This is a genomic window from Streptomyces sp. NPDC040610 (assembly GCF_055594065.1).
On the sequence record NZ_JBVIXA010000006.1, the window covers coordinates 469,977 to 496,021 of the forward strand.

The window sequence follows — 26,045 nt, forward strand, 5'->3', positions numbered from 1 at the left end:
AGCGGGATCCGGCGCGGCCGGAGGGGCTCACGCGGTGACGTCGCTCACCGCGTCAGCCACTTCACCTCGTACCCGGCCATGTCGAACCGCTTGCCGTCGACCTTCGCGCTGATCTTCCGGTCGAGGGTGTTGACCACGAGCACGGCCTTGTCGTCGGCGAGCACGCGGACGTTCGGCGCGTCGTCCTCGGCGATGTCCACCTTCTCGTAGCGGGTACCGGGCGGGAAGGCCTCCGAGAAGCGGGCGAGGAGGCGCAGCATGGGCCGTTCGCGGCCGCCGTCGGCGCTCTGGGTGGGGCTCCACAGGCAGCCCGCGCAACTCCCCTCCCGCTTCTGCGGGTTCCAGTAGAAGCCGCTGCTCGCGCCGCCGCGGGCCATCGCCATCAGGCCGGAGGCGTGCACGGCGACGCGGCGCGCCTCGGACCAGTCGTCGCGGTTGTCCTGGCGGTCGCCCGGCTCCACGTAGTACTCGGCCCACCACAGCGGCAGGTCGCCGGTCTGCTCGCGCACCCAGCGGCCGACGGCCGTGAGCTTGTCGGTGGCCGCGAACTCGTCGGGCAGCAGCTCGTCGTCCTCGGTGTAGCTGGCGCCGTCGACAACCACGAAGTCGGCGCCGTCCTTGTGCTTGTTCCAGTACCTGAAGGCGTCGAGGGACCGCTGGTCGAGGCGGCCCCACGGGCCCTCGACGGACTCCGCGTCGTCGTCGGACCCGCGCGGGTCGACGCTGTCCATGGCCAGGTAGGGGCCGCCCACCTGGATGTCCTTGTTGACCTGCTTCAGGGCCTTGTGGACGAGGTTGTAGAGCTTGGTGTAGCCCTCGTAGTCCCAGCGGGCCTCGGCGGAGTTCCAGAAGCCCTTGAACTCGTTCCAGACGAGGAAGTGCCGCACGTCGGGGTAGCGCTTGGCGACGGTCGCCGCCAGTGCGGCGTAGTCGTCGAAGTGCTCGGGCCGGGGCGCGGTCTCCAGGGAGTCCTGGCTCCAGTTCGTGTTGTCGGAGCCCGGCTTGCCGCCCTTCATCCAGTCCGGGGCGCAGCACAGCGTGACCACCGGCGCGCCCTTGGTGGCCCGGATCAGGTCCATCCGGTGGTCCATCGCCTCGAAGTCGTAGCGCCCCTTGACCGGCTCGGGGTTGCCCGCGCCCCAGCCCATGAGGTGCTGGATCTGCGGCAGCGGGCGCGGCTGGTCGGCGAGCAGCCGCTGGATCCGGCCGACGGCCGCGTCGTCTCCTTCGCCCGCGCTGTACTGCGTGTGGGTGAAGCCCCAGCCGACCTCGGGCCGGGCCTCTCCGCTTGTCGGGGCGGGCGTGCCGTACACCTTGTCGCCGTCCGGTGTCGTGCCCGCCGTGCTGCCGCGCTCCCCCTCGGGAAGGGTGAGCATGGTCAGGACCAGTGCCAGCGCGGCCATCGCCACGCCGACGAGGGCGGTGAGACGCCACCGCCGTGCATCCACTTGCCACCCATGACGTCCCATCACGGGCAAGCGTATCGGCGTGCCCTGGCGGTGGGGGCGGTTCCGCGCGAGAGCCGGCTCTACGGCGCGCGGGGCGGCGCAGTGGGGAAACCGCGTGCACGAGAGCGCACCCGTGACGGATCATGGCGGCATGTCTGCGAACCCTAAGGACGCCCTGCCGATCCGGCTCAACGTCGACGACAGCGACTCCCCGTCCGACGTCGTGGACGCGCTGTTCCTCGGCCGCTTCGCGACGGGCGAGCAGCCGTTCTCGCACAGCGCCAACATCGACCGCGTGAAGCCCGGCTCCGAGCTGCTGCCGCCCGGCGCGACGGTGCTGCGGGCCGCCCGCGACGACGACCGCAGCGCCACGCTCGCCGAGGGCGAGGGCTGGACACTGCTCGTGTCCCGGTGGAACCGCGGCGCGGACGTCACGGTCACGGCCACCACCGCCGAGCTGGCCGAGCGGGTGCTCAAGGAGGCCACGGACGGGGCGCAGGACGACCCCGAGCCGCAGCCGGAGAACGTCACCATGGGGTTCTGGTACGTCTCGCCGCGGCGCGGGCCGCACCGCACGACCCGGCAGATCTCCGCGGGTACGTGGGACGAGGTGCGGGAGAACTACACCGCGCCGGTCGCCGACGCCATGGACAAGCTGATGAAGACCACGCCGGAGGACATCTCCGGCCGCCTCCTGCTGCTGCACGGGCCGCCCGGCACCGGCAAGACGTCCGCGCTGCGCACCCTCGCGCGGTCCTGGCGCGACTGGTGCCAGGTGGACTGCGTCCTCGACCCGGAGCGGCTGTTCACCGACGTGGGCTATCTGATGGACATCGCCATCGGTGAGGACGACGGCACGGCGAAGGGGCGTTGGCGGCTGCTGCTCCTCGAGGACTGCGACGAGCTGATCCGCGGCGAGGCCAAGCACACGGCGGGCCAGGCCCTGTCCCGGCTCCTCAACCTCACGGACGGGCTGCTCGGCCAGGGCCGCAACGTCCTCGTCGGCGTCACCACCAACGAGGACCTGGAGCGCCTCCACCCGGCCGTGGTCCGCCCCGGCCGCTGCCTGGCCCGCATCGAGGTCGGCCCCCTCACGCTCACCGAGTCCGTCGACTGGCTCGGCACCTCCGAGGGCGTCTCCCGCGAGGGCGCGACCCTGGCGGAGCTGTACGCCCTGCGCCGGGGGCAGTCGCCGACCGCGCTGCCGTCCGCACGGGACGGGGCCGACGCGGGTCTGTACCTGTAGGCGTCCGCCCCGGGGACCTGTAGGCGTCCGCCCCCGAGACCTGTAGGTGCCCGCCCCCGGGACTTGCAGGCGTCCGCCCCGGGTTCAGCCCGCCGAACCGTAAGCCGCGCGCAGCGCGTCCCGGACGGCGGCCACCGCGTCCTCCTCGGAGAGGCCGAGCCGCCGTACGCGCTCCGCGTAGGCCTGCGCGGCGACCGCGGCCCCCTTGGCCGCCGCGTCCCCTGCGGCGGCCACGAACGTCCCGTTCCGCCCCCGGGTCTCGATCACCCCGTCCTCTTCCAGCGCCCGATAGGCCTTGGCGACGGTGTTCGCGGCAAGCCCGAGTCCCTCGGCGAGCCCCCGCACGGTGGGCAGCTTGTAGCCCACCGGAAGGCTCCCGCTCCGGGCCTGGGCGGCGATCTGCGCCCGTACCTGCTCGTACGGCGCGGCCGGGGCCCGCCCCTCCGCACCCTCGTCGATCACGATCTTCAGCGTCACGCGGCGATTGTCCCGCACCCCGCCGGGGAAAAAGGAGAGGCGGCTCCCGCGCACCCCGACTACCGTCCGCCCCATGACAGAAGTCCTGGTCCGCGCCCTGCGCCCCACCGACCCCGCGGACGCATCCGCGTTCGCGGCGGTCCGCCGCGTCTGCGTGCCCGCCATGCTCGTCACGTCCGCGTCCGTGGCGTTCGACGCGGCGCACGCGCATCCCGACGCGCACTACCTCCAGTTGGTCGCGGAGGTCGACGGCGAGGTGGTCGGCACGGCGCAGACCGGCATGGCGTACGACAGCCCGGAGCCGGGGCAGAGCTTCGCCAACGTCTACGTCCACCCGGGGCGCCGGGGCGCCGGCGCGGGCTCGCTCCTGGTCCGCACGGCGGAGGAGTACCTGGTGGGCAAGGGTGCGACGGCCCTGTACTCCTGGGTGCTCGACAGCGAGGAGAGCCGCGCGTTCGCCGCGCGCCGCGGCTACCGCGCGAGCCGGTCCGCGCACTTCCTCCGCCTCGACCTGGCGAACGGCGAGCTGCCGCCCCTCGCGGCGCCGCCGCCCGGCGTGGAGCTGCGCAGCGGCGCCGAGTTCGCCGCCGACCCGCGCCCGCTGTTCGACCTGGACGCGGAGACCGTCGCGGACGAACCGGGCGACGTGGCGGCGGAGTTCACCGACTACGAGCACTGGCTGGCGGAGACCTGGCGCCATCCCCTGGTCGACCAGGAGCTGACGACGGTGGCCTTGGTGGACGGGCGGCCCGCTGCGTTCAGCCTGGCCCGCACGGACGACGCCTCGCGGTACGCGAGCGGGATGACGGGCACGGCGCGGGCGCACCGCGGGCGGGGGCTCGCCAAGCTGGCGAAGAACGACTCGCTGCACCGGGCGCGGGCCGCCGGGTTCACGGAGGCGTTCACCGGCAACGACGCCGGCAACGGGCCGATGCTCGCGATCAACAAGTGGTTCGGCTACGAGATCTGTGACACGGAGGTACGTCATGTCCGCACCCTCGGCTGAGCCGAGCACCGCCACCGACGTGGAGGTCGTCCTGCGCAAGGCGGGCCGCACGAAGATCCGCTATCCGGCGCGGCTCCTGTCCGACGACGGCACCCGCGTCTCGGTGCGGGCGCCCTGGGCGGGCGCGGGCATACGGGACTTCGGCTTCGTGCGCTTCGAGCCCGGCGACGTGTTCGTCGAGCACTTCTGGCGTGACCGCTGGTACGCCGTGAAGGAGGTGTACGCGGCGGACGGCACGCTCAAGGGCTGGTACTGCGACGTGACCCGCCCCGCCGTGCGCGAGGACGCCGTGCTGACCGTGGAGGACCTCGACCTGGACCTCTGGTGCTCGGCGGACGGCACCACGATCCTCCGCCTGGACGAGGACGAGTTCGCGGCGAGCCCCCTCCCCACAACAGACCCACCCGCGGCAGCGGCAGCCCAAGCGGCCCTGAACGACCTGGAACAACTGGCCAAACAGGGCGGCAACTTCCCCCGGACCCACCCGTCCTCGTAACCCAGGCGCGCCCCACCCCGGCTCCCGCCGAATCGGCCTCCGGCCTCGTCCTCAATCGCCGGACGGGCTTCCCCCGCCGACCCTAAGGCGCCGCCGTCCCCACCACCACGTACCTCTCGTCCTCCACCGTCCTCCCCCACAGCCGCGCGTCCCCCGAGAGGCGCTCCGTGTGCGTGTGGGGGACCAAGGGAGCCAGGGACCGTATGAGGTCAGGGGCGGGGATGCCGACGGGGCTGATGGTGCCCCAGACGCCCTCGATGAGGACGAGGCGGCCGCCGGGGCGGAGCAGGGTGTGCCAGTGGCGCAGGACCGCGTCCGGGTCCGGGAGCATCCACAGGATGTGGCGGGCAAGGATCGCGTCGAAGCGGTGGTCTCCGACGGGGGGTCGGGCCGCGTCGCCCACGAGGACGCGGGCGTCGTGGGCGGTGAGCTTCGCGCGGGCCCGGGTCGCCATCTCCGGGGAGAGGTCGACCGCGGTGACACGGTGTCCCTGTTCGGCGGCGAGGAGTGACAGGGTGCCCGTGCCGCAGCCCACGTCCAGGACGGTGCCCGGTGTGTCCGGCAGCCAGTCGGTGAGGCGGTCGGACCAGGCCGCGCGCACCAGCGGGTCGCGCAGGCCGTGGTCCGGCTCGTCGTCGAACGCGGCGGCCTGCGCGTCCCAGTCGATGCCCGAACCGTCGTCTCCCGCGCGATTGCCCACGTCAAAGCTCATGTGCCGATCGTGACACCCGCCACTGACAATCGGCCCGCGATGAGAAACGCTCCCCGGACTGGTCTACCGCTGTGTCACCGAGCTCTTCGGTGGGTACGGCAGGACGGGTAGGCAGGGAGGCCGTCATGCGCCGAGTGACCGTGCACAAGACCGTCGAGAAGTCCGCCGCGCGCCGCGCGAGGGAGAGCCGGGAGGCCCGCGAGGGCGCCCAGCGGCTGCCCCGCGAGCGCCCCGAGGTCCGCAGAGACGTCCTGCGCGTCTGGTGGCCCACCGAGTAGGCCCCGAGGAGCCCCCGCGCGCGCCCGGGCCTGCCCGCAGCTACCGGGGCTGCCCGGGGCTCCCGGGGCGAGCGCCCCCGGAAGCCCGCCCTCAGTCCGTGAGCCGCTTGCGGTAGTGGAAGCGGTCGTAGATGCCCTCTACGCGCCGCTCCACGAAGTCGTATCCGAAGCGGGGATAGATCTTCTGGTTCTCCCACATCATGGCGTTGGTGTAGAGCCGGATCTCGGGCAGGCCGAGGGCCCGGGCGTGCGCCTCGACGAATGCGAGGAGGGCGCGCCCGAGGCCCTGCCCGGCCGCGTCGGGGTGGACGGCGATGTTGTCCAGGTAGAGGTGGTCCTCGTGGGCGTAGAGGACCACCAGGCCGACGACCGGGTCCCCTGTGACGTGCACCCGGCCCGCCGCCACGTTCGCCGCGTGGTCCGACTCCATGGGGGCGGGCACCCGGCCGATGCGCTCGATGTAGTGGTGGTACGCCGCGTCGGTGACCGCCTTCACGGCGGGCACGTCGGCGGCTTCGGCGAGGCGGAGGGTGTGCGGGCCGGGGGCCTCGGCCGCGTTGGTCCTGTCTGTCATTCCGTCACGTTACGACGGGAGTTCAGCAGGCCGCGCGCCAGTTTCCGCAGCAGCGGCCACAGCACGACGAGCGCGACGACGACGTACACGGACACCGAGAACGGCGTGTCCACCAGGCCACTGACGCTGCCGTCGCTGATCTGCAGGGCGCGGCGCAGCTGCTGCTCGGCGCCTGGCCCGAGGATGACCCCGATGACGGCGGGCAGGACGGGCAGTCCGTAGCGCCGCATGCCGAATCCGATCAGGCCGATGACGAGGAGGATCACCAGGTCGAGGGCCTCCCCGCCGACCGCGTACGCGCCGACCGCCGCGAAGAACAGGATGCCCGCGTAGAGGTAGGGCCGCGGGATGCGCAGGAGCTTCGCCCACACTGGGGCCAGGGGCAGGTTCAGGGCCAGGAGCAGCACCATGCCGACGAACAGGGACGCGATCAGCCCCCACACCAGCTCCGACTCGCGCTCGAAGAGCAGCGGCCCCGGCTGGATGCCGTACTGCTGGAAGGCGGCCAGCATCACGGCGGCGACGGCCGTGGTGGGCAGGCCGAGGGTCAGCATCGACACGAGGGTGCCCGCCGCCGACGCGGAGGACGCGGACTCCGGTCCAGCGACGCCCTCGATGGCGCCCTTGCCCCACTCGTCCTTGTGCTTGGACAGGTGCTTCTCGGTGACGTAGGAGAGGAAGGTGGGGATCTCGGCGCCGCCCGCGGGGATCGCGCCGAACGGGAAGCCGATGAGGGGGCCGCGCAGCCAGGACTTCCAGGTGCGCCTGACGTCCTGCCTGCCGAGCCAGGGGCGGCCGACGGGGATCGCCTGCCCGCTGGTGCGGCGCAGATGGGCCGCCACCCACAGGGCCTCGCCGATCGCGAAGAGCCCCACGGCGACGATCACCACGTCGATGCCGTCGGCGAGTTGGAGCGAGCCGAAGGTGAGGCGCTGCTGGCCGGTCATCTGGTCGAGGCCGACCAGGCCGAGGGTGAGGCCGATCAGGAGTGATGCCAGTCCCCGTATACGAGAAGACCCGAGCACCGACGTCACCGCGATGAACGCGAGGACCATGATGGCGAAGTAGTCGGGCGCGCCGATGTCGACGGCCAGGTCGGCGACCTTCGGGGCGAGCGCGACGAGCAGGACCGTGCCGATCATGCCGCCCGCGAAGTGGCCGATGGCCGCTGCCGCGAGGGCTTGCGCGCCGCGCCCCGACTTGGCCATGGGGTTGCCCTCCATGGCGGCGACGACGGCGGCGCTCTCGCCCGGTGTGTTCAGCAGGATCGAGGTCGTCGAACCGCCGAACATGGCGCCGTAGTAGATGCCCGCGAACATGATGAACGCGCCGGTGGGTTCGAGCCCGTAGGTGACGGGGAGCAGCAGCGCCACGGCCATCGCGGGGCCGATGCCGGGCAGCACGCCGATGGCCGTGCCGAGGAGGACGCCGACGGCGGCCCACAGGAGGTTGATGGGGGTGAGGGCGGTGCCGAAGCCGTCCATCAGGGAGCTGAAGGCGTTCATGTCACAGCACTCCCATCAGGGGGCCGCCGGGCAGCGGCACTCCGAGCAGATTGTTGAAGACGGCGTACGTGACCAGGGAGAGCCCGGCGGCGATGAGCGGGTCGCGGTGGACTGCGCGGCTGCCGAGGGCGTAGGCGGCGCCCCAGAAGAGCAGGGCGCCCGCGACGGGGAAGCCCACCGGCTCGATGAGGACGGCGGTGGCGAGGAAGACTCCGGCGAGCAGCAGCACGGTGCGCCAGTCGGCGGGTTCGGACAGGTCGACGTCCTCGCCGCCCTCGGCCTCTCCCGCCCGTCGCCCGACCACCACCCCGGCAGGACGCGCTTCGCGCGGAACCCCTGTCCCGCCGCGCAGCACGTCGACGGCGAGCAGGACGGACACGGCGAGCAGACCGATACCGACGGCGATGGGGGCGGTCCGCGGGCCGATGGGGCCGCGCTGGGTGAGGGCGACGTCCATGGTGAGGGCGTCGGTGAGGACGACGACGCCGAGGGCGAGCAGCATGACGCAGACGCCGAGTTCGGAGTGCTCGCGCAGCCAGGCGCGGCGGGTGGAGGTCCGCTCCGCGGGCGGTTCGGTGGTCGTCACAGGCCCAGCTCCTTCAGTACGGATACGACGCGTCTGTCCTGGGCGTCGAGGAAGTCGCCGAACTTGTCGCCGGTGAGGAAGGCGTCGTCCCAGCCGTTCTTCGCCAGGGACGCGCGCCACTCCTTGGAGCCGTGCAGCTTGCGGACGAGCCCGGTGAGCTTGTCGCGTTCGGCGTCGGAGAGCCCGGGCGGGGCGACGATGCCGCGCCAGTTGGTGAAGTTCACGTCGTAGCCGGACTCCTTGAGGGTCGGCCCGTCGAGGCCCTTGACCCGCTTCGGTCCGGTGACGGCGAGGAGCCGCAGCTCGCCGGACTTGATCTGGTCCAGGTACTCGCCGACACCCGAGACGCCGAAGGCGACCTTGCTGCCGAGGATGGAGGCGAGGAGTTCGCCGCCGCCGTCGAACGGCACGTAGTTGACGTCCTTGGGCGGGATGCCCGCGGCGCGGGCCATCAGCATGGGGGCGATGTGGTCGGGCCCGCCGGGCGAGGAGCCGCCGCCGACGGGCATCTTGCCGGGCTTCTCCTTCCAGGCGTCGACGAGCTGCCCGATGGTCTTGTACGGGGAGTTCTTCGAGACCACGACGACGTCCTGCTCCTCGGTGAGGCGGGCGATCGGGGTGGTGTCGGCGAGGGTCTTGGGGGCGTGGTTGGAGCGGGCGGCGCCGACGACGCCGAGGCCCATGGACATCGCGAGCTTGCCGTTGCCGTGCTCGCCCACGAGGCGGCTGAGGCCGACGGTGCCGCCGGCGCCGGGCAGGTTGAACACCTCGATGTTGTGGGTGAGTCCGGCGTCCTCGGCGTTCTTGGCGGCGGTGCGGGCGGTGATGTCGTAGCCGCCGCCGGGGGTGTTGGGGACCATGAGGCGCAGGCCGGGGATCTTCGTGCCGGTGTCGTCGCCGCTGCCCGTGGTGAGCAGCGGGGGCCCCACGAGGACGAGGAGCGCGGCGCCGAGCAGCGCGAAGGGGGTGCGCGAGCGCACGAGTGCCACGTGAGCCACGTGTGCCACCACCTGTCGTTTTGTCGGGGAGTCGAGCGGGACGGGGCCGTGCCGGTGGGCGGGCCCTGGCGTGGGGGGTGTGAGGTGGCCCACATGTTGCCCGCGCGTTGAGAACCTGTCTCTCTTCCGGAATCAACGGACGTTGTGGTCCTTGTGGTCGCGCTCGTAGCCTGCGCCGATGACGAGGGTGACGAGAGTGCTGGTCGTCGACGATGACTTCATGGTCGCCAAGCTGCACAGCCGTTGTGTGGCGGCGACGGCCGGGTTCACGGTGGCGGGGGTCGCGCACGGCGGGCAGGAGGCGCTGCGGGCGGCGGAGCGGCTGCGGCCCGATCTGATCCTGCTCGACGTGTATCTGCCGGACATGGACGGCATCGCGGTGCTGCGGGAGCTGCGGGCGGCGGAGGAGCGGGATTCCGGCCGGGCGCCGGTGGACGTCCTGTTCATCACGGCGGCGCGGGACGCGGAGGTGGTCCGGGCCGCGCTGCGCGCCGGGGCCCTGCACTACCTGATCAAGCCCTTCAACCAGGCGGCCCTGCAGGAGCAGTTGCGGCACGTCGCGGCCCTGCGCGCCCGCCTCGACGGCCTGGCCGAGGCCCGCCAGGAGGACGTCGACCAGATCTTCGGCACCCGCCCGCCCGGCTCCCGCGAACTCCCCAAGGGCCTCGCCCCGCACACCGCGGACCTGGTGGAACACACCCTCCGCGCCCACCCCACCGGCCTCTCCGCCACGGAGTGCGCCGAGGCGGGTTCCCTCTCCCGCGTCAGCGCCCGCCGCTATCTGGAGTACTTCGCGGACACGGGCCGCGCGGAGGTGACCCTGAAGTACGGCGGGGCGGGGCGGCCGGAGCGGAGGTATCGGTGGGTGGGGTGAGGGGCGGGTGACCTGAGGGGAGGCTGAGGGGGTCCTTAACGGCGGCATAAGGATGGCCTCCGGGCGGTCCCAGCAGGCGAATTCGGGGTGCGCGGGGGCTAGCTTGCTGATCGCCGCGAGGTTCGCGGCCCGCCCGCCGCGGGGGTTCGTGGCCCGCCCGTCGCGGGCGCTCGTGAGCCGCACGCCGCGGGGGGCTCGTGACTCGCACGCCCCCACCTGTTCGTCGCCCTAGGAGAGATCCCCCATGACCGCTGCTCGCAAGGTCGTCGCCCTCGCCACCGCGGGTGTCGCCCCGCTCGCCCTGACCGTGTTCGCCGCGGTGCCCGCCGCCGCGCACGGGTCGATGACGGACCCGGTGAGCCGGGTGTCCGCGTGTTTCCAGGAGGGGCCCGAGGCGCCGAAGTCGGCCGCGTGCAAGGCGCTGGTGGCGGCCGGCGGGACGCAGGCGCTGTACGACTGGAACGGCGTCAACATCGCCAACGCCGCGGGCAAGTCGAAGGAGATCATCCCGGACGGGAAGCTGTGCAGCGCCGGGAACGACAAGTACAAGGGGCTCGACCTGCCGCGCGCCGACTGGCCGTCGTCCAGGCTCACCGCCGGTGACCACACCTTCAAGTACCGGGCCACCGCCCCGCACCGGGGCTCCTTCGAGCTGTACGTCACCAAGGACTCGTACGACCCGAAGAAGCCCCTGAAGTGGTCGGACCTGGAGGCGCGGCCCTTCGCGAAGGTCACCGACCCGAAGCTGGAGAACGGCAGTTACGTCTTCCGGGGGAAGGTGCCCGCCAAGTCCGGGCGCCACCTGGTCTACTCGATCTGGCAGCGCTCCGACTCCCCCGAGGCCTTCTACACCTGCTCCGACGTGGTGTTCGGCGGCAAGGGCAGCGGCGGTCCGGGTGCCGGGGCCGCCGCGCCCACCGCCTCCGCGCCCTCCGAGAAGGACATAGCCGACGGCGCGGACAAGTCGTCCGTGGAGCACCGCGGCCACGGCGACAGCGACGCGAAGACCGGACCGAAGGTCACGGAGGCCGAGCCCGCCGAGGACACGGGGACCACCGGGGCCGCCGAGGACACAGCGGACGGCGCGGCGGCCGCGCCCGGCACCTCCGGGAACCAGCCCGAGGTGAAGGGCGCCGCGGGCAAGCCCGTCGCCGCCGACGAGAACCTCGCCGAGACCGGCGGCGACAGCACCACCCCGTACCTCGCGGTCGGCGGCGCCGCGGTGCTCGCGGTCGGCGCGGCCGCGATGTTCCTGACGACCCGCCGCCGCGCGGCCACCGGCGGGCGCCACGGCCGCTGACCGGGTCCTCCCGGCCGTGTGAAGTCGCCCGCGGCCAGGGAGAGGTGCGGGCCGCCGCCACCCCGGACGCGGGGTGACGGCGGCCCCGCGCCGCTCGCTCCTACGACAGGCAGGTGGTCGGCTTCGCGTGGGCCGGGTCGAGGGCGTTTGCCACCTCGTGGTGGGCGACCCGGTCCAGGATGCCCACCGCCACGTGCTCGGAGAGGTCCACCGCGCAGAGGTCCTGCACGACGACGTTGCGCACGTCGGGGCCGTTCAGGAACTGGGAGCGGTACGGGGTGACGACCTCGTCGTACTTCGTGGCGATCACGGTGTAGCGCACGCCGGGGACGGTGTCGCCGCCCGCGTTCAGCTTGGTGAGGAACTTCGACCCGGCGATCTGGTCGGCGAGCGCGGGGGTGGCCGTCGACAGCAGGTCCGCCGCACCCGGGAAGAAGGGCAGGAGCTTGGTCAGGCCGAGCAGGGTCGTGCCGTGGTTGTCGGGCGCGAGGCCGATCAGGGCGTTCACCTTCTCGGCGCCGCCGAGGAACTTCAGGTAGTAGCGGGGCATCATGCCGCCCTGCGAGTGCCCGACGATGTCGACCTCCTCGGCGCCCGTCGCCCCGAGCACCTTGTCGACGTAGGTGTCGAGCTGCTCGGCCGACTTGTCGACCGGGCCGAGGCCGTGGAAGAAGGGCACGGCGGGCAACTGGCCGTAGTCCAGCGAGAAGACGCAGTAGCCGCGCTTGACCAAGTAGGGCGCGAGAACCAGCCAGTTGTCCACGGAGTTGCCGAAGGTGCCGTGGGCGAGGACGACCGGTCGGGGGTGGGCGGCGGACGGTTCGCAGCCGTAGTCGTTCCAGCCGCTCGACACGGCGGCGGTGGTGCGCGAGGAAGCGGATTCGGCGGCCGTGGCGGTGGGGGTGAGCGTGGCGGCGCCCGCGACGATCAGGGCGGCGGTGAGCGCGCGCAGCGCTCGTCTCCAGGGCAGCATCGTGTGTTCTCCTTGCGGCTCAGGGGAGTGCGAGGACTGGGTAACGATCGCCCTGTGACCCGGGACACGAGGTTGACGTGGTCACGCTAAATTACGAGCCAGTAGTGCAAGTGTGAAGTTACGCGCGGGTAAAAAATCCAGCGATCACTGGCACGGTCGACACCTCCGGCACCCTCGGCGGCGAGCGACAGCGGCCGTGCCGTGGCGGGTTGTCGAGCATCCGGCACGCGCGGGCACCGGCGAACCCTATGATCACCCTACGTACGAGTGCGGCTACCAGCGGTCGTGAACTGTGTGGAGTGGTTGGACAGTTGGTGGCCGCACCCGTGCGCCATCCCCAGCAGCAGCGGTACGGCGGGTGCGCGTCGGCGCGTCACCTGTCCAGGTATGAGGAGACGCCCCCATGGCGAAGGCGAAGTTCGAGCGGACCAAGCCGCACGTGAACATCGGCACGATCGGCCACGTCGACCACGGCAAGACGACGTTGACGGCGGCCATCACGAAGGTGCTGCACGACGCGCACCCGGACCTGAACCCGTTCACGCCGTTCGACGAGATCGACAAGGCGCCCGAGGAGCGCCAGCGCGGCATCACGATCTCGATCGCGCACGTCGAGTACCAGACCGAGGCGCGTCACTACGCTCACGTCGACTGTCCCGGTCACGCGGACTACATCAAGAACATGATCACGGGTGCGGCGCAGATGGACGGCGCGATCCTCGTGGTCGCCGCCACCGACGGCCCGATGCCGCAGACCAAGGAGCACGTGCTCCTGGCCCGCCAGTCCGGCGTCCCGTACATCGTCGTCGCCCTGAACAAGGCCGACATGGTGGACGACGAGGAGATCCTGGAGCTCGTCGAGCTGGAGGTCCGCGAGCTCCTCAGCGAGTACGAGTTCGACGGGGACAACGCCCCGGTGGTGCAGGTCTCCGCCCTCAAGGCCCTCGAAGGCGACAAGGAGTGGAGCGAGAAGCTCCTGGGCCTGCTGAAGGCCGTCGACGAGAACATCCCGCAGCCCGCGCGCGACACCGACAAGCCGTTCCTGATGCCGATCGAGGACGTCTTCACCATCACCGGACGCGGCACCGTCGTCACCGGACGCATCGAGCGCGGCATCCTGAAGGTCAACGAGACCGTCGACATCATCGGCATCAAGCTCGAGAAGACCACCACCACGGTCACCGGCATCGAGATGTTCCGCAAGCTGCTCGACGAGGGCCAGGCCGGTGAGAACGTCGGCCTGCTGCTGCGCGGCATCAAGCGCGAGGACGTCGAGCGCGGCCAGTGCATCATCAAGCCCGGATCGGTCACCCCGCACACCGAGTTCGAGGCCACCGCGTACATCCTGTCCAAGGACGAGGGCGGCCGCCACACCCCCTTCTTCAACAACTACCGCCCGCAGTTCTACTTCCGCACCACCGACGTCACCGGTGTCGTCACCCTCAAGGAGGGCACCGAGATGGTGATGCCGGGCGACAACGCCGAGATGACGGTGAACCTCATCCAGCCCGTCGCCATGGAGGAGGGCCTGCGCTTCACCATCCGCGAGGGCGGCCGCACGGTGGGCGCCGGCCAGGTCACAAAGATCAACAAGTAGCCTCCCGCCCGCCCCTGCGGGGCCGCGGCGCACCTGCCGGACCCCGGCCTCGGCAAGACTGGCCCGTCATCCACTCCGGAGCGGGCCAGTACGCACTCAGGCGTCCGTCACCCGCAGACCGGCCATGCCCGCCAACGCCGGTGCCAGCTCAAGCAGTTGAATACCGCTGATCGTCGCCCCGCGCAGCCCTTCGAGCCCCGAGGCGATGCCGAGAGCTGCCGCCCCGCTCAGGTCGGCCCGGTCCACGGTGACGCCGTCGAAGCGGACGCGCTCCAGCGTCGTACCGGGAAAGGCGACGCCGTTGAGGCGCGCGCCGCCGAAGTCGACATCCCGCAGCAGGCAGTCCACGAAGACGACATCGCGCAGCTCGGCCGCGCGCAGGTTGACCGAGTCGAACTTGCAGCGGTGGAACACCACGCGGCGGAGCCGGGCGCCGTACAGCTCCACCCCGGCGAGCAGCCCCGCGCCCGACTCGCAGTCCGTCCACTGGGTCTCGGCGAGGTCGGTGCCCACCCAGCGGGTCTGCCACGTCCAGACATCGGTGAAACGGACCCGGCGATACCGCCCGCCCTCGACGGCCACCGAGGAGAAGGCGCACTCCAGGAAGGTGGTTCCGCCGCCGTCCAGATCGACGAAGTCACCCCCGTCGAAGTGCATGGACTCATGGTCCCCGTCCCGCCCCAGCTCCCCCTCGAACACCTCCAGGCGGTGGGCGAACGGGAGGTCGGCGAGGCTCCGGGGAGCGGGGATGGCGGGGCGCGGGGTCGCGGGCATGGCGGGTCCTCTCCGAGGGGCGGAGTCGGGGGTGGGGATGAGGGGCGGGATGCCGTTCGTTGTATCGCGCCCGGGCGGCGGCGACCCAATCGGGCGGCACGGGACACCTGTCGCCGTCGCCCGAGCCGTCGCGGCGAGACGCCTTCGGGGAGAGGGGTGAAACCATCACAAACCACCCACTTCAAGTGTGAGGTACGCCACTGACCAGGGGGCCCGATTCGAGCCGGGTTAGCCCCAACTCACTTATCGGCAAGGTGAGTTGATGACGTCAAGACATCTTCACCCGAACCCCGCGCCGGTTCCCTCAAACGGATCCTGCGCCGCACCGCCCGGCAGGCGACAAGCGGCCCCTCGCGGTCCTTCGCGCTCCGGCTCGGTGGGTGCGGCTATGCGCAGGGACTCCACCAGTTCGCGGTAGAGCGCGTCCGAGCGCAGCAGTTCCTCGTGCCGTCCTTGCGCGCGGACGCGGCCGCCTTCCATGACGACGATCGTGTCCGCGTCGAGCACGGTCGACAGGCGGTGGGCGATCGTCACCACGGCGCCGGTGGCCGCGCGCGAGCGGATGCAGTCGTGCACGGCCACCTCGGTCAGTCCGTCCAACTGGGCGGTGGCCTCGTCCAGGAGCAGCACGTCGGGGGTGGCGAGCAGCGCGCGGGCCAGGGCGATGCGCTGCCGCTCGCCGCCGGACACGCCGGTCGAGGACAGGGGGGTGTCCAGGCCCTCGTCGAGTGCGTCGATCTTGTCGGCGAGCCGTACGTCCCGCAGTGCCTGCCGGAGTTGGTCCGTGGTGGCGTCGGGGCGGGCGAGCAGGAGGTTGTCGCGGATCGTGCCGGGGACGATCGGGGTGTCCTGCTCGACGTAGGCGAGGCGGGCGCGGATGTCGGAGTGGGTGAGGTCGCGGTACGGGCGGCCGTCCAGGAGCAGTTCGCCGTGCGTCGGCTCCAGGAACCGCAGGACCAGGGAGAACAGGGTGGTCTTGCCCGCGCCCGACGGGCCGACGACGGCGGTGTGGCCCCGCCTGGGGATCTCCAGGTCGATGTCCCGCACGGCGGCGGGCCGGTCCGGGCCGTAGGCCGCGGTGACCTTGCCGAGGCGCAGTACGGGTGTCCCGTCCGGGCCCCCGGCAGCGCGCGCGTGCCCGTCGGCGGCGGGGCTCGTGGTGTCCTCGGCGCCCAACTCGTCGGCCTGGCGGATGCGTTCGGCCGCGGCGATGCCCGCCTGGAGCTTGGTGACGTTCTCGCTGACTTCGGTGACGGGCTCCATCAGCGCGAACGCGTACAGCAGGAAGGCGATCAGGCTCGACACCTCGAGGTGGCCCTCCCCCACCCGCCAGGCGCCCACGCCGAGGATCGCGATGATGGCCAGGTGGATGCCGGACCACGCGGTGGTCCAGGCCAGCGCCTCGCGGCGGACCACCCGGGTGCCGTGCTCGGCGGAGGCGCGCGCGTCGGCCATGATCCGCTTCTCCATGCGGTCCTCGGCGCGGTTGACCTTCACCGTGCGTATCGCGCGCAGCGTGCCTTCCAGTACGCCGCCGAGCCGCCCCACATGCTCCTGGGCCTGCTGCTGCGCCTGCGCGATGCCGGGCATCAGGAACGCGAAGACCACGCCGGTGAGCGCCACGGCGACCAGGGTGGTGGCGAGCAGCACCGGGTCGAGGCAGCCCATGAGGACGAGGCTGCCCACGAGCATGGCCGTCCCGTTGATCAGGCCGATCAGCGATTCCGAAGCGGCCTCGCGCAGCAGCACCGTGTCGGAGGTGACGCGGGTGACGAGCTCACCGGTCGGGCGCGCGGTGACGGCGGGCACGGTGGCCCGCAGGAAGCGCCGCACCAGCGACTCCCTGGCCTCCAGGACCACGCGCTCGCCCAGCGTCCCGAGCAGGACCCACTGCCAGAACGACACCGCGCCGCCGACCACGAGCAGGGCGAGGAGCGTCAGCACCGGGCCGAGCAGCGACGACGAGGTGCCGAGCGCGTCGAGGACCTGCTTGGTGACCATGGGCGTGGCGAGGCCCAGGGCGGACACGAGCAGGGCCAGGCACAGGCCGTGGATCAGCGTGCGCCGATGGGGGCGGGCGAACGACCACAGGATGCGCAGGCGCGGCGCGGCGTCCCGGAGGGCGGCGGGGGTGGCGGGGGGAGAGGGGGCGGCGGGGGCGACAGGAGGAGAGGGAGTGGATGCGGACATACCCACAGTGGAACATCGATGTTCCACAACGGTCAATCGAGTTTCGATTCGGCATGCGACTCGGTTACGAGGGACTACCGTGGGCGCCATGGGGTCCGATCGCACAGCCGCGCGAGGCTCAGCCACGCCCGGCACAGCCACGCAAGCCGCCACCACCGCCAGCGCCACGGCCGCCACCAGCACCACGGCTGCCACCACCACGCGGGAAAGCACCACCCGTGCCCGCACCCGGCGCGCGATCCTGGACGCCGCCGTCACCCGGCTCTCCGCCGACCACGCGGCCTCCCTGGCCGACGTCGCGGAGGCCGCCGGGGTGGGGCGCACCACCGTCCACCGGTACTTCCCCGAGCGGTCCGACCTGCTCGCGGCCATCGGCACGGACGTGGGCGAGCGGCTGGAGGCGGCGACCGCCCGCGCCCGGCTCGACGAAGGACCGGCCCCGGAGGCCCTGGACCGGCTGTGCCTGGAGTACTTCGAACTCGGCGACCGCCTCATGCTGCTCTACGACGTGCCCCAGTTCTGGGCCTGGTCCGGCCTGGAGGAGGGCGAGGAGACCCCGTCCGACCGCGCCCTGATCGCCCTCGTCCGCCGCGGCCAGCGGGACGGCACGCTCGACCCCGACGTCGACAGCACCTGGCTGCAGAGCGTCCTGTGGGCCCTGCTCTACGCGGCCTGGGAGCAGACCCGCGACTACGACACCCCCAAGCACACCGCGCTCTCCCTGTGCCTGCGCACCCTCAGGAAGGCCACCGCCGCCTGAGTCCCGGCCGCCCGAACCCCGGGCCGCCCGGGCCCCGGCCGCCCCGGGGCTCGCAGCACCCCTCGCCCCGCCACGCCTCGCACCCCTCCTTGACCGCGATGACGGCGATGACCAGGGCGGCGGCCGGGTCGGCCCAGGACCAGCCGAGGGTGGCATTGAGGAGCAGGCCGAGCAGGAGGACGGCGGACAGGTAGGTGCACAGCAGGGTCTGCTGGGAGTCCGCGACCGTGCTTGCGGAACCCAGCTCGCGCCCGGTGCGGCGCTGGGCGGCGGACAGGAACGGCATGACCGCCAAGGACACGGCGGCGACGACGATCCGCAGGGCGCGCCGCTCGCGCGCCTCCCGTACCGCGTGCTCGCGGGCGGAGAACTGCCAGGCGACCGCGGCGGCGGAGGAGACCTCGATGACGGAGTCGAGGCCGAAACCGATCAGGGCGGTGGAGGAGGCGAGGGACCCGGCGGTGAGGGCGACGACCGCTTCGATGACGTTGCAGGCGATCATGGCCGCGACCAGCAGGCGTATGCGGTGGGCGAGCACATCCCGCCGGGTCGGAGAGGGGCCCAGGGGCATCGGCGTCTCGGCGGCCATCAGCAGCAGCCCTTCTCCTCGGCGTCCGGGCAGGTGCGGTCGGCCTCCACGGCCTCCACGGCGGCGCGCAGGTCGTCCAGGGCGTGGCCGAGGCGCGCGCGTCCGCCAGTTCGTACCGGGTGCAGCGGCCGTCGGGGACGGTGACGACCAGGCCGCAGTCGCGCAGGCACGCCAGATGCTTGGACAGGCGGGTGCGGGAGACGCCGATCGACCCCGACCCCGGCACGGCCGGGCAGCGGGCTTCACCGAATCGCTTATCGAACGAACGTGCGAACATTGAGTTAGAGTGCTCATGCGGCCCGAGCGAGCCGGACGACACAGAGGGGGGTCATGGGAGCCAGGAGGTGTGTATGTCGTTTACGCATCTCCGTGCGGCGAGTGGCTACTCGCTGCGGTACGGGGCCAGCCATCCGCACACGCTCGCGGAGCGGGCCGCCGAGCGGGGGCTCGACGCCCTGGCACTGACCGACCGGGATTCGCTCGCGGGCGCGGTGCGCTTCGCCAAGGCGTGCGCGCGGTCGGGGATCCGGCCGCTGTTCGGGGTCGACCTGGCGGTGCCCGGCGTACCGGCGCCGGGAGCGGCACCGGCCGGGCGGCGGCGGACCCCCGCCAGGGGCGGCGCGTTCGTGACGGAGGCGTCGCTGCGCGCGGTGTTCCTGGCCCGGGACGCGCGCGGCTGGGCCGAGCTGTGCCGTCTGGTGACGGCGGCGTCGGACCACGGCGTCACCTGGGAGGACCTGACCTGCGCGGAGGACGAGGCGTTCGTGCTCCTCGGGGCGGACTCCGAGGTGGGGCGGGCTCTGGCGGCGGGACGCCCGGACCGGGCCGCGGCGCTGCTCGGCCCGTGGCGTGAGCGGTTCGGCCGGTCGCTGCGCATCGAGGTGTCCTGGCACGGGCGGTCCGGCACCGGCCCCGGGTCGCTGCGCCTTGCCGCGCGGATGGCGGGATTCGCCGCCGAGCAGCAGGTGCAGGCGGTGGTGAGCAACGCCGTGCGCTACGCCGATCCGCGGCAGGGCGAGGTCGCCGACATCCTGGACTCCGCCCGCCTCCTCGTCCCGGTCGACGACCGGGACGCGTCCCGGCTGGACGGCGGGCAGCGGTGGCTGAAGGACGCCGGGGAGATGGAGCGGATCGCCGGGCGGATCGCCGAGGCCGCGGGCGGCCGGGGCACGGACGCGCGGCGGCTGCTCGCGGCGACCGAGGAGACGGCCGCGGCCTGCGCGGTCGACCCCGGTGAGGCGTTCGGGCTCGGGCAGCTGAATCTCCCGGAGTCCGAACTGGTGGGCGCGCGCGCCGAGTTGGTCGACAAGGCCCTTGCGGACCGGTGCGCGGCGGGCATGCTGGGGCGCGGCTACCACCGGGACGTCCAGCGCTGGGACCGACTCGAGGACGAGTTGCGGATCATCGCGGGGCACGGTTTCGCCGGGTACTTCCTGACCGTCGCCGAGGTGGCGGCGCAGGCGCAGGCGCTCGGCATCCGGGTCGCGGCGCGCGGCTCGGGCGTGGGCTCGCTGGTCACGCATCTGCTGGGGATCAGCCCGGTCGACCCGGTGGCGCACGGGCTGCTGATGGAGCGGTTCCTGTCCGCGCGGCGGTCCGCGCTGCCCGACATCGACCTGGACGTGGAGTCGGCGCGGCGCCTGGAGGTCTACCAGGCGGTGCGGAAACGTTTCGGCGCCGACCGGGTGGCGACGCTCGCGGTGTACAAGACGTACCGGGCGCGCGGCGCGATCGAGGACGTGGCGCGGGCCCGGGGCATGGACCCCGACAAGGCGGCCCGCCTCGCCAAGGCGTTCCCGCACATCCGGGCGAAGGACGTGCGGGCGGCCCTCGCCGAGCTGCCGGAGCTGCGCGAGGTCGCCGCCGAGGACCACGGCCGGCTGTGGGAGCTGGTGGAGGCGCTCGACGGGCTGCCGCACGAGGCGGCCATGCACCCCTGCGGCCTCCTGGTCTCCAACGCGGGACTGCTGCGGCGCACCCCGGTGGCGCCGACCACCGTGGAGAACATCGCCATGTCCCAGTTCGACAAGGAGGACATCGAGGACACCGGCCATCCGAAGATCGACGTCATCGGCGTCCGCATGCAGTCGGCGCTCGCGCACGCGGTCGCCGAGATCGAACGGGTCACCGGCGAGCACCTGGACCTGGACGACCCCGCGCAGGTGCCGCCGGGCGACCCGGCCACGTACGACATGATCACGTCCGGGGACACCCTGGGGACGTTCCAGCTGGAGAGCCCGGGACAGCGCGAGCTGGTCCAGAACCTGCGGCCGCGGTCGTTCGACGACCTGACCCTCGACATCAGCCTGTTCCGCCCCGGCCCGGTGGCGGCCAACATGGTGGCGCCGCTGATCGAGGCCCGCGACGGCCGGGCCCGCGTCCGCTGTCCGCACCCGGACCTGAAGCCGATCCTGGCCCAGACCGAGGGGCAGGTGGTCTTCCACGAGCAGGTCATCGCGATCATGGCGACGATGACCGGCTGCGACCGGGGCACGGCGGACGAGGCGCGCCGCGCCCTGTCCGACCCCGAGCGGCAGGGCCGGGTGCGGGCCTGGTTCGCCGCTCAGGCCCGCACCCGCGGCTATCCGGTGCGGGCCGTACGGGACGTGTGGGACATCCTGGAGGGCTTCGGCAGCTTCGGCTTCGCGAAGGCGCACGCCGCGGCCTTCGCGCAGCCCGCGTACCAGTCGAGCTGGCTCAAGGCCCACCGGATGGCGGCCCTGCTCGCCGGGCTGCTCACGCACGACCCGGGGATGTACCACAAGCGCGTCCTGGCCGCGGACGCCCGTCGGCACGGGGTGCCGCTGCTGCTGCCCGACATCAACCACTCCCAGGCCGCACACACAATCGAACTGGTGTCCGGCAAGTGGGGTGTGCGGATAGGGCTTTCGCAGGTCCGCGGCATCACCGAGGCCGAGAGCGGCCGCGTCACCGCCGGGCAGCCCTACACCTCGCTGGAGGACTTCTGGCAGCGCGCCCGGCCCAGCCGCCCGCTCGCCGAACGGCTCGCGCAGGTCGGGGCGATGGACTCCTTCGGCGTGCGGCGCGAACTCCTGCTGCGGATCTCCGAGTTGCACCGCTCCGGCCGCGGCAAGGACTCCGCCACGGGACAGCTGCCCATGGGCGACGGCGACGGCGAGCCGGGCGGCGGCACCGCCGCGCTCACCGGCCTGCCCGCCATGGACAGCTCCGAGCAGCTCGCCGCCGAGCTGGACGTGCTCGGCATGGACGTCTCCCGCCATCTGCTCGCGGACCACCGCGCCCTGCTGGCCGACATCGGCGCGACGCCCGCCGCCGATCTGCCCCGGCTGCGGCACGGCGCCACGGTGCTGGTCGCCGGGGTCAAGGTCGCCACCCAGACACCGCCGATCCGCTCCGGCAGGCGCGTCATCTTCGCCACCCTCGACGACCCCACCGGCCTGTCCGACCTGGCGTTCTTCGAGGACAGCCACGCCCACTGCGCCCATACGGTCTTCCACAGCAACCTGCTGCTCGTACGCGGGACGCTGACCCGCCGCCCGCCGCGCGCCTTCAGCATCACCGGCACGGCCGCCTGGGACCTGGCCGAGCTGATCGAGCTGCACCGGGACGGCGGACCGGCCGCGGTCGCGGATCGGCTCGCCCGCCCCGCGGCCCCCGGGCGCCGGGCGGGGACGCGCCGCACCCTCACCCAGCCGACCGGTTACGCCCTGCACCCCTGGGCCGACCTCAAGCCCCCGGGAACCCCGGCCGCCCTCACCGCTCTCGACGGAAGGACCTTCCACCATGCGAGTCCCGGAAGCGCGGGGTGACCGACGATGATCCTCTACGTCCACTTCGGCGACCCGCAGCCCGAGCCGACGTACCGCCGGCTCATGGAGACACTCGCCGAGTTCACGCCCATGGTCCAGGCCCTGCCGCCCGACGCGGCACTCGCCGACGTGTCCGGGAGCGTGCGGTACTTCGACCGTGACGCCACCGCCCTCGCGGCCCTGATCCGGATGCGGACGGCCGCGGTCTTCGGCCTCGACGCGACCGTCGGCGTCGGCCCCAACCCGCTCCTTGCCCAACTGGCCGCCCACCGCGGCGCCCCCGGCGCGATCCGCGCCGTCCCCGACGACCCCGAGGCCATCACCGCGTTCCTCACCGGGCTGCCCGCCGCCGCGCTGCCCGGGGTCGGCCCGGCGACGGTCCGCACCCTGGCCTCCTACGGCCTGGCCACCGCCGACCTGATCGCCGCCACTCCCCTGCTCACGCTCCAGCGCATCCTGGGCACGGCGGCCGGGCGCCAGCTCCACCAGCGCGCGGCCGGGATCGACCCCACCCGGGTCGCCCCCGGCGCCCCGCCCCGCACCTTCAGCGCCGAGCACCGCTTCACCCGCGACGAGCTCGACCCCGACCGGCAGCGCGGCGCCCTGGCCCACCTCACCGAGAACCTCGGCACCCGGCTGCGCGGCGAGCGGCAGGCCTGCCGCTGTCTGACCCTGACCGTCCAGTACGCCGACCGCACCGGGTACTCGTCGATCACCCGTAGCCGCACCCTGCCCGAACCCACCGCGCACAGTCCCCGACTCCGCGCGGCGGCACACGCGTTGCACGGCACGCTGGGGCTGCAGCGCGCCCGGGTCCGCGGCCTCACGCTGCGCGCGAGCGACCTGTGCGACGCGGGGTCGGCGTCCCGGCAGCTGACCTTCGGGGCCGACGACGACAAGGCCCGCCGTATCGAGGCGGCGGCCGACCGGGCCCGGGCGCGCTTCGGTCCGGGCGCGGTGCGGCCCGCGAGCACCGCGGGGCTGCGGTGACCTTTCCGGGCGTCGGGCCGCGCGTCGGCCTGTAGTCGCGTGCGGCGGTGCCTGTAGTGCGCCGGTGCCTGTAGTGCGCAGGCACCAGGGCGGGGGCGGGCTGGTCCGGGCGCACCAGGGGAAGACGGCGGCGGGGGACGATGCCCGGCCGGGGGGCCGGAGGCAAGTGTGGGAGGCACGCACCTTCTCGTGCCCGCACGCACTCGCCCACCCCTCCACGCGCTCGCTCGCGCCTGCGCACCCCCACGATGAACGGGACGTCCATGTCCGTAACTGTCCTTCCCCCGGCCCGCGTCGGGAAGCTGTCGATCGGTGCCCTCGGCATCCTGGCGCTCGCCCTCGGCACCCTGCAGTCGGTGGTGGAGCCCGCGCTCCCGCAGCTGCAACGCGAGTTGGGGGTCAGTCCCGCCGAAGGGGCCCTGATCGGCAACACGTTGCTCATCACCGGCGCGGTCGTCGCGCCCGTCGCGGGCAAGCTCGGCGACCGCTACGGCGGCAAGCGCGTCCTCGTCCGGCTGATGGCCGTCGTCTCGGCCGGTGGTCTGCTGGCCGCCCTGGCGCCGAACCTGCCGGTGCTGCTGGCCGGTCAGGTGCTGCAGGGCGTCATGGTGGGCGCGCTGCCCCTCTCCTTCATCCTCGTCCGCAAGCACCTCGCGGCAGGGCCGTCGCGGCTGGCGATCGGCCTGGTCATGGCGCTGTTCACAGGCGGCGGCATGGTGGGGACGCTGAGCGCGGGGCCGATCGCCGAAGGGCTGTCCTGGCCCTGGATGTTCGCGCTGCCGACCGTCGCGGTCATCGTGACGACGGCCGCCGTGGCACGGCTGCTGCCGCACGATCCGCCGGTCCGGTCGGACAGCGGGATCGACTGGCCCGGCATGGTGCTGCTGAGCGGCACGCTGCTCGTGTTCATGCTCGGGCTCGTGAAGGTGACGGGCTCCGGCCTGCCGCCCCTCGCGGTCGGCGGCATCGCGATGGCCGTCGTCGCCCTCGCGACCGGATGGGTCGTCGTCGAGCGCCGGGCGGCCGCGCCGATGGTCGACCTGCGCATGCTGGCACGGCCCGCGCTCTGGCATTCGTGCGTGCTCACCTTCGTCGTCACCGCCGGTTTCGGGATGGTGGCCTTTCTGCTCCCGCAGTTGTTCGCGTTGGAGGCCGACGGGTACGGCTTCGGGCTCGGCACCACCGACATCGGCCTTCTCCTGCTGCCCGGCGCCGTCGCCGGGGCGGTCAGCGACTCGGTCGGCGGGGTCGCGGCGCGGCGTCTCGGTCTGCGTACCGTGCTCGTCGTGGGCGCCGTCGTCATGGCGGCCACGGCGATCGCCCTCGCGGCGCTGCACACCGCGGCATGGCAGCTCGTCCTCGCGAAGGTGCTGATCGCGATCGCCGCGGGCGTCGCTTCCACGGCGCTGCTCACCCGCGCCGCCACCGCCGTCGAGACCGAGGACACCGGCATCGCCACCAGCCTGCTCGTGGTGACCCGTGTGATCGGCGTCGCCATCGGCGGCCAGGTCGGCGGCTCGATCCTCGACGCCGGGGCCGACCCGGCGACGGGCCTGCCGACCGAATCGGCCTTCGCCACCGGCTTCGTCGCCGCCGGTCTCACCGCCGCACTCTCACTGCTCGTCGTCCGTGTCACGAAGAAGGGAACCCAGGCATGACATCTGTCGATCTGTCGATGAACGCGAGTACGCCGACCACGCGGCGCACCGTCCTGATCTCGGGCGCCAGCATCGCCGGACCCGCCCTCGCGTACTGGCTGCGCCGCTCCGGACACACGGTCACCGTGGTGGAGAAGGCGAGCGCACCGCGCGGCGGCGGCTATCCGATCGACATCCGCGGCACCGCGACAGAAGTGGTCCGGCGGATGGGCGTCCTGCCGCGACTGCGGGACGCGCACATCGACGTGCGCCGCTACACCTTCCTCGACGCCGACGGCGCCACCGTGGCCTCGGTCGGCGCGGGCGCCGCCGCCGGAAGCGCCGCGGGGCAGGACCTGGAGGTACGTCGCGGGGATCTGGCCGCGGCCCTCCACGCGCTGGTCCGCGACGACGTGGAGTTCCTGTTCGACGACTCCATCGACACCCTCGACCAGTCAGGACCCGGGGTCGACGTCACCTTCCGCAGTGGGCGGCAGCGCACGTTCGACCTGGTCGTCGGCGCCGACGGCATGCACTCGGCCACCCGGAACTCCGTGTTCGGCCCCGAAGAGCAGTTCCACCGCCATCTCGGCCACTGCTTCGCCCTCTTCACCGTGCCGAACACCTTCGGGCTCTCCCGCGAGCTCATGATGTGGAACACCCCGGGCAGAGCCGCGGCCCTCTACGCCACCGGGCACGACGACGAGCTGCACGCCTTCCTGAACTTCCACCAGCCCCGGCCACCGCTCACCGCCCCGCGCGACCCCGACGCCCAACGGGACCTGGTCGCCAGGGTCTTCGCGGACGCGGGCTGGGAGGTCCCCGCCCTGGTCGACGCCCTGCGCAAGGCGGACGACCTGTTCTTCGACACGGCGGGTCAGATCCGCATGCCCCACTGGTCGAGCGGCCGCGTCGCGCTCGTCGGCGACGCCGCGTACGCCCCCTCGTTCCTCACCGGCCAGGGTTCGAGCCTCGCGCTCGTCGGCGCCTACATGCTCGCCCACGCCCTGGCCACGCACCGGGACCACACCACGGCCCTCACCGCCTACGAACACGGCCTCCGCCCGTTCGTGGCCCTGAACCAGGCCCTGGTCGACGAGGGCGGGGCCACGCTCTTCCCCACCACGGCAAGGGCCCTGGAGCGGCGCGACGCGATGCTGCGCGGCCTCGTCACCATGCCCTCGGCGACGGCGCGACCGGCCCACTCGGCCCTGACGCTGCCACAGTCCGCCCCGGCGCCGTGA

The 26,045-nt window shown here is 72.9% G+C and carries 23 protein-coding genes and 1 pseudogene; 12 read left to right on the forward strand and 12 right to left on the reverse strand.

Annotated elements, in window-relative coordinates:
• Positions 1 to 44: 44 nt before the first annotated feature.
• Positions 45 to 1,469 (reverse strand): GH39 family glycosyl hydrolase, encoded by a 1,425-nt coding sequence (locus tag ACZ6AA_RS23480; protein WP_471459751.1) that lies wholly within the window; start codon positions 1,467 to 1,469, stop codon positions 45 to 47.
• A gap of 130 nt (positions 1,470 to 1,599) precedes the next feature.
• On the opposite strand from ACZ6AA_RS23480, the gene ACZ6AA_RS23485 reads away from it, so the two are divergent.
• Positions 1,600 to 2,694, forward strand: a complete 1,095-nt coding sequence (locus ACZ6AA_RS23485) for a DUF5925 domain-containing protein (protein WP_469006003.1) — start codon at positions 1,600 to 1,602, stop codon at positions 2,692 to 2,694.
• Positions 2,695 to 2,778: 84 nt separating this feature from the next.
• On the opposite strand, the gene ACZ6AA_RS23490 is transcribed toward ACZ6AA_RS23485, so the two are convergent.
• On the reverse strand, positions 2,779 to 3,171 hold the full coding sequence (locus ACZ6AA_RS23490) for a GntR family transcriptional regulator (protein ID WP_468452832.1): 393 nt from the start codon (positions 3,169 to 3,171) through the stop codon (positions 2,779 to 2,781).
• Positions 3,172 to 3,244: 73 nt separating this feature from the next.
• On the opposite strand from ACZ6AA_RS23490, the gene ACZ6AA_RS23495 reads away from it, so the two are divergent.
• On the forward strand, positions 3,245 to 4,177 hold the full coding sequence (locus ACZ6AA_RS23495; protein ID WP_471459753.1) for a GNAT family N-acetyltransferase: 933 nt from the start codon (positions 3,245 to 3,247) through the stop codon (positions 4,175 to 4,177).
• The gene (locus ACZ6AA_RS23500; RefSeq protein WP_471459755.1) at positions 4,158 to 4,673 is read left to right on the forward strand and encodes a ribonuclease FAU-1 family protein; all 516 of its coding nucleotides are present in this window, start codon (positions 4,158 to 4,160) and stop codon (positions 4,671 to 4,673) included. Before ACZ6AA_RS23495 ends, ACZ6AA_RS23500 begins: the two co-directional genes overlap by 20 nt.
• Positions 4,674 to 4,755: 82 nt before the next feature.
• Here the strand turns inward: ACZ6AA_RS23500 and ACZ6AA_RS23505 are convergent, their stop codons facing one another.
• Positions 4,756 to 5,385, reverse strand: a complete 630-nt coding sequence (locus ACZ6AA_RS23505) for a class I SAM-dependent methyltransferase (protein ID WP_468480632.1) — start codon at positions 5,383 to 5,385, stop codon at positions 4,756 to 4,758.
• 125 nt (positions 5,386 to 5,510) lie between these two features.
• On the opposite strand from ACZ6AA_RS23505, the gene ACZ6AA_RS23510 reads away from it, so the two are divergent.
• Entirely contained in the window at positions 5,511 to 5,663 is a 153-nt protein-coding gene (locus tag ACZ6AA_RS23510) for a hypothetical protein (RefSeq protein ID WP_385721620.1), read from the forward strand.
• A 91-nt stretch (positions 5,664 to 5,754) separates the two neighbouring features.
• Here ACZ6AA_RS23510 and ACZ6AA_RS23515 read toward each other — a convergent pair whose 3' ends face one another.
• Genes ACZ6AA_RS23515 through ACZ6AA_RS23530 form a run of 4 tightly spaced genes read right to left on the reverse strand, consistent with a single transcriptional unit; the run spans position 5,755 to position 9,308 of the window.
• On the reverse strand, positions 5,755 to 6,237 hold the full coding sequence (locus ACZ6AA_RS23515) for a GNAT family N-acetyltransferase (protein WP_468452824.1): 483 nt from the start codon (positions 6,235 to 6,237) through the stop codon (positions 5,755 to 5,757).
• Entirely contained in the window at positions 6,234 to 7,742 is a 1,509-nt protein-coding gene (locus tag ACZ6AA_RS23520; protein ID WP_471459758.1) for a tripartite tricarboxylate transporter permease, read from the reverse strand. The genes ACZ6AA_RS23515 and ACZ6AA_RS23520 overlap by 4 nt, the downstream gene beginning before the upstream one ends.
• A gap of 1 nt (position 7,743) precedes the next feature.
• The gene (locus ACZ6AA_RS23525; protein ID WP_468452820.1) at positions 7,744 to 8,328 is read right to left on the reverse strand and encodes a tripartite tricarboxylate transporter TctB family protein; all 585 of its coding nucleotides are present in this window, start codon (positions 8,326 to 8,328) and stop codon (positions 7,744 to 7,746) included.
• Positions 8,325 to 9,308, reverse strand: a complete 984-nt coding sequence (locus ACZ6AA_RS23530) for a Bug family tripartite tricarboxylate transporter substrate binding protein (protein WP_471459823.1) — start codon at positions 9,306 to 9,308, stop codon at positions 8,325 to 8,327. Before ACZ6AA_RS23530 ends, ACZ6AA_RS23525 begins: the two co-directional genes overlap by 4 nt.
• 196 nt (positions 9,309 to 9,504) lie before the next feature.
• Between ACZ6AA_RS23530 and ACZ6AA_RS23535 the strand changes: the two genes are divergently transcribed.
• Positions 9,505 to 10,200 carry a response regulator gene (locus ACZ6AA_RS23535; protein WP_468452818.1) on the forward strand — a complete coding sequence of 232 codons (696 nt, stop codon included), beginning with the start codon at positions 9,505 to 9,507 and terminating at the stop codon, positions 10,198 to 10,200.
• Between the two features lie 244 nt (positions 10,201 to 10,444).
• On the forward strand, positions 10,445 to 11,500 hold the full coding sequence (locus ACZ6AA_RS23540) for a lytic polysaccharide monooxygenase auxiliary activity family 9 protein (protein ID WP_468452816.1): 1,056 nt from the start codon (positions 10,445 to 10,447) through the stop codon (positions 11,498 to 11,500).
• 100 nt (positions 11,501 to 11,600) lie between these two features.
• Here the strand turns inward: ACZ6AA_RS23540 and ACZ6AA_RS23545 are convergent, their stop codons facing one another.
• A complete protein-coding gene (locus ACZ6AA_RS23545) occupies positions 11,601 to 12,473 on the reverse strand; it encodes an esterase/lipase family protein (protein ID WP_468452814.1) in 873 nt (290 codons plus the stop codon).
• A 403-nt stretch (positions 12,474 to 12,876) separates the two neighbouring features.
• Here ACZ6AA_RS23545 and tuf point away from each other — a divergent pair, with 403 nt between their 5' ends.
• Complete coding sequence (tuf, locus tag ACZ6AA_RS23550; protein WP_468452813.1) at positions 12,877 to 14,070, forward strand: elongation factor Tu; 1,194 nt, start codon at positions 12,877 to 12,879, stop codon at positions 14,068 to 14,070.
• 96 nt (positions 14,071 to 14,166) lie between these two features.
• Here tuf and ACZ6AA_RS23555 read toward each other — a convergent pair whose 3' ends face one another.
• Both ACZ6AA_RS23555 and ACZ6AA_RS23560 read right to left on the reverse strand, forming a co-directional pair.
• Positions 14,167 to 14,844 carry a pentapeptide repeat-containing protein gene (locus ACZ6AA_RS23555; RefSeq protein ID WP_468452811.1) on the reverse strand — a complete coding sequence of 226 codons (678 nt, stop codon included), beginning with the start codon at positions 14,842 to 14,844 and terminating at the stop codon, positions 14,167 to 14,169.
• A 279-nt stretch (positions 14,845 to 15,123) separates the two neighbouring features.
• On the reverse strand, positions 15,124 to 17,034 hold the full coding sequence (locus ACZ6AA_RS23560; protein ID WP_471459762.1) for an ABC transporter ATP-binding protein: 1,911 nt from the start codon (positions 17,032 to 17,034) through the stop codon (positions 15,124 to 15,126).
• Positions 17,035 to 17,122: 88 nt separating this feature from the next.
• On the opposite strand from ACZ6AA_RS23560, the gene ACZ6AA_RS23565 reads away from it, so the two are divergent.
• Positions 17,123 to 17,794, forward strand: a complete 672-nt coding sequence (locus tag ACZ6AA_RS23565; RefSeq protein WP_468452807.1) for a TetR/AcrR family transcriptional regulator — start codon at positions 17,123 to 17,125, stop codon at positions 17,792 to 17,794.
• Here ACZ6AA_RS23565 and ACZ6AA_RS23570 read toward each other — a convergent pair.
• The gene (locus tag ACZ6AA_RS23570) at positions 17,772 to 18,383 is read right to left on the reverse strand and encodes a cation efflux transmembrane domain-containing protein (protein WP_471459764.1); all 612 of its coding nucleotides are present in this window, start codon (positions 18,381 to 18,383) and stop codon (positions 17,772 to 17,774) included. The two genes, ACZ6AA_RS23565 and ACZ6AA_RS23570, sit on opposite strands and share 23 nt — an antisense overlap.
• Positions 18,383 to 18,594 (reverse strand): annotated as a pseudogene (locus ACZ6AA_RS23575) (ArsR/SmtB family transcription factor); the annotation flags it as partial. The pseudogene ACZ6AA_RS23575 and the gene ACZ6AA_RS23570, both read right to left, overlap by 1 nt.
• Before the next feature lie 139 nt (positions 18,595 to 18,733).
• On the opposite strand from ACZ6AA_RS23575, the gene dnaE reads away from it, so the two are divergent.
• From dnaE to ACZ6AA_RS23595, 4 genes are all read left to right on the forward strand, one after another.
• Positions 18,734 to 22,174 (forward strand): DNA polymerase III subunit alpha, encoded by a 3,441-nt coding sequence (gene dnaE / locus ACZ6AA_RS23580; protein WP_471459766.1) that lies wholly within the window; start codon positions 18,734 to 18,736, stop codon positions 22,172 to 22,174.
• Between the two features lie 6 nt (positions 22,175 to 22,180).
• Positions 22,181 to 23,164, forward strand: a complete 984-nt coding sequence (locus ACZ6AA_RS23585; RefSeq protein WP_471459768.1) for a DNA polymerase Y family protein — start codon at positions 22,181 to 22,183, stop codon at positions 23,162 to 23,164.
• A 263-nt stretch (positions 23,165 to 23,427) separates the two neighbouring features.
• Positions 23,428 to 24,822, forward strand: a complete 1,395-nt coding sequence (locus ACZ6AA_RS23590; protein WP_468480627.1) for an MFS transporter — start codon at positions 23,428 to 23,430, stop codon at positions 24,820 to 24,822.
• The gene (locus ACZ6AA_RS23595; protein ID WP_471459770.1) at positions 24,819 to 26,045 is read left to right on the forward strand and encodes an FAD-dependent monooxygenase; all 1,227 of its coding nucleotides are present in this window, start codon (positions 24,819 to 24,821) and stop codon (positions 26,043 to 26,045) included. The genes ACZ6AA_RS23590 and ACZ6AA_RS23595 overlap by 4 nt, the downstream gene beginning before the upstream one ends.

What these genes read in the sequence shown, in the direction of transcription:
- ACZ6AA_RS23480 (WP_471459751.1), bottom strand. Translation starts at nt 1,469, where the DNA reads ATGGGACGTCATGGGTGGCAAGTGGATGCACGGCGGTGGCGTCTCACC.
- ACZ6AA_RS23485 (WP_469006003.1), top strand. Translation starts at nt 1,600, where the DNA reads ATGTCTGCGAACCCTAAGGACGCCCTGCCGATCCGGCTCAACGTCGAC.
- ACZ6AA_RS23495 (WP_471459753.1), top strand. Translation starts at nt 3,245, where the DNA reads ATGACAGAAGTCCTGGTCCGCGCCCTGCGCCCCACCGACCCCGCGGAC.
- ACZ6AA_RS23500 (WP_471459755.1), top strand. Translation starts at nt 4,158, where the DNA reads ATGTCCGCACCCTCGGCTGAGCCGAGCACCGCCACCGACGTGGAGGTC.
- ACZ6AA_RS23505 (WP_468480632.1), bottom strand. Translation starts at nt 5,385, where the DNA reads ATGAGCTTTGACGTGGGCAATCGCGCGGGAGACGACGGTTCGGGCATC.
- ACZ6AA_RS23510 (WP_385721620.1), top strand. Translation starts at nt 5,511, where the DNA reads ATGCGCCGAGTGACCGTGCACAAGACCGTCGAGAAGTCCGCCGCGCGC.
- ACZ6AA_RS23515 (WP_468452824.1), bottom strand. Translation starts at nt 6,237, where the DNA reads ATGACAGACAGGACCAACGCGGCCGAGGCCCCCGGCCCGCACACCCTC.
- ACZ6AA_RS23520 (WP_471459758.1), bottom strand. Translation starts at nt 7,742, where the DNA reads ATGAACGCCTTCAGCTCCCTGATGGACGGCTTCGGCACCGCCCTCACC.
- ACZ6AA_RS23535 (WP_468452818.1), top strand. Translation starts at nt 9,505, where the DNA reads ATGACGAGGGTGACGAGAGTGCTGGTCGTCGACGATGACTTCATGGTC.
- ACZ6AA_RS23540 (WP_468452816.1), top strand. Translation starts at nt 10,445, where the DNA reads ATGACCGCTGCTCGCAAGGTCGTCGCCCTCGCCACCGCGGGTGTCGCC.
- ACZ6AA_RS23545 (WP_468452814.1), bottom strand. Translation starts at nt 12,473, where the DNA reads ATGCTGCCCTGGAGACGAGCGCTGCGCGCGCTCACCGCCGCCCTGATC.
- tuf (WP_468452813.1), top strand. Translation starts at nt 12,877, where the DNA reads ATGGCGAAGGCGAAGTTCGAGCGGACCAAGCCGCACGTGAACATCGGC.
- ACZ6AA_RS23555 (WP_468452811.1), bottom strand. Translation starts at nt 14,844, where the DNA reads ATGCCCGCGACCCCGCGCCCCGCCATCCCCGCTCCCCGGAGCCTCGCC.
- ACZ6AA_RS23560 (WP_471459762.1), bottom strand. Translation starts at nt 17,034, where the DNA reads ATGTCCGCATCCACTCCCTCTCCTCCTGTCGCCCCCGCCGCCCCCTCT.
- ACZ6AA_RS23565 (WP_468452807.1), top strand. Translation starts at nt 17,123, where the DNA reads ATGGGGTCCGATCGCACAGCCGCGCGAGGCTCAGCCACGCCCGGCACA.
- ACZ6AA_RS23570 (WP_471459764.1), bottom strand. Translation starts at nt 18,383, where the DNA reads ATGGCCGCCGAGACGCCGATGCCCCTGGGCCCCTCTCCGACCCGGCGG.
- dnaE (WP_471459766.1), top strand. Translation starts at nt 18,734, where the DNA reads ATGTCGTTTACGCATCTCCGTGCGGCGAGTGGCTACTCGCTGCGGTAC.
- ACZ6AA_RS23585 (WP_471459768.1), top strand. Translation starts at nt 22,181, where the DNA reads ATGATCCTCTACGTCCACTTCGGCGACCCGCAGCCCGAGCCGACGTAC.
- ACZ6AA_RS23590 (WP_468480627.1), top strand. Translation starts at nt 23,428, where the DNA reads ATGTCCGTAACTGTCCTTCCCCCGGCCCGCGTCGGGAAGCTGTCGATC.
- ACZ6AA_RS23595 (WP_471459770.1), top strand. Translation starts at nt 24,819, where the DNA reads ATGACATCTGTCGATCTGTCGATGAACGCGAGTACGCCGACCACGCGG.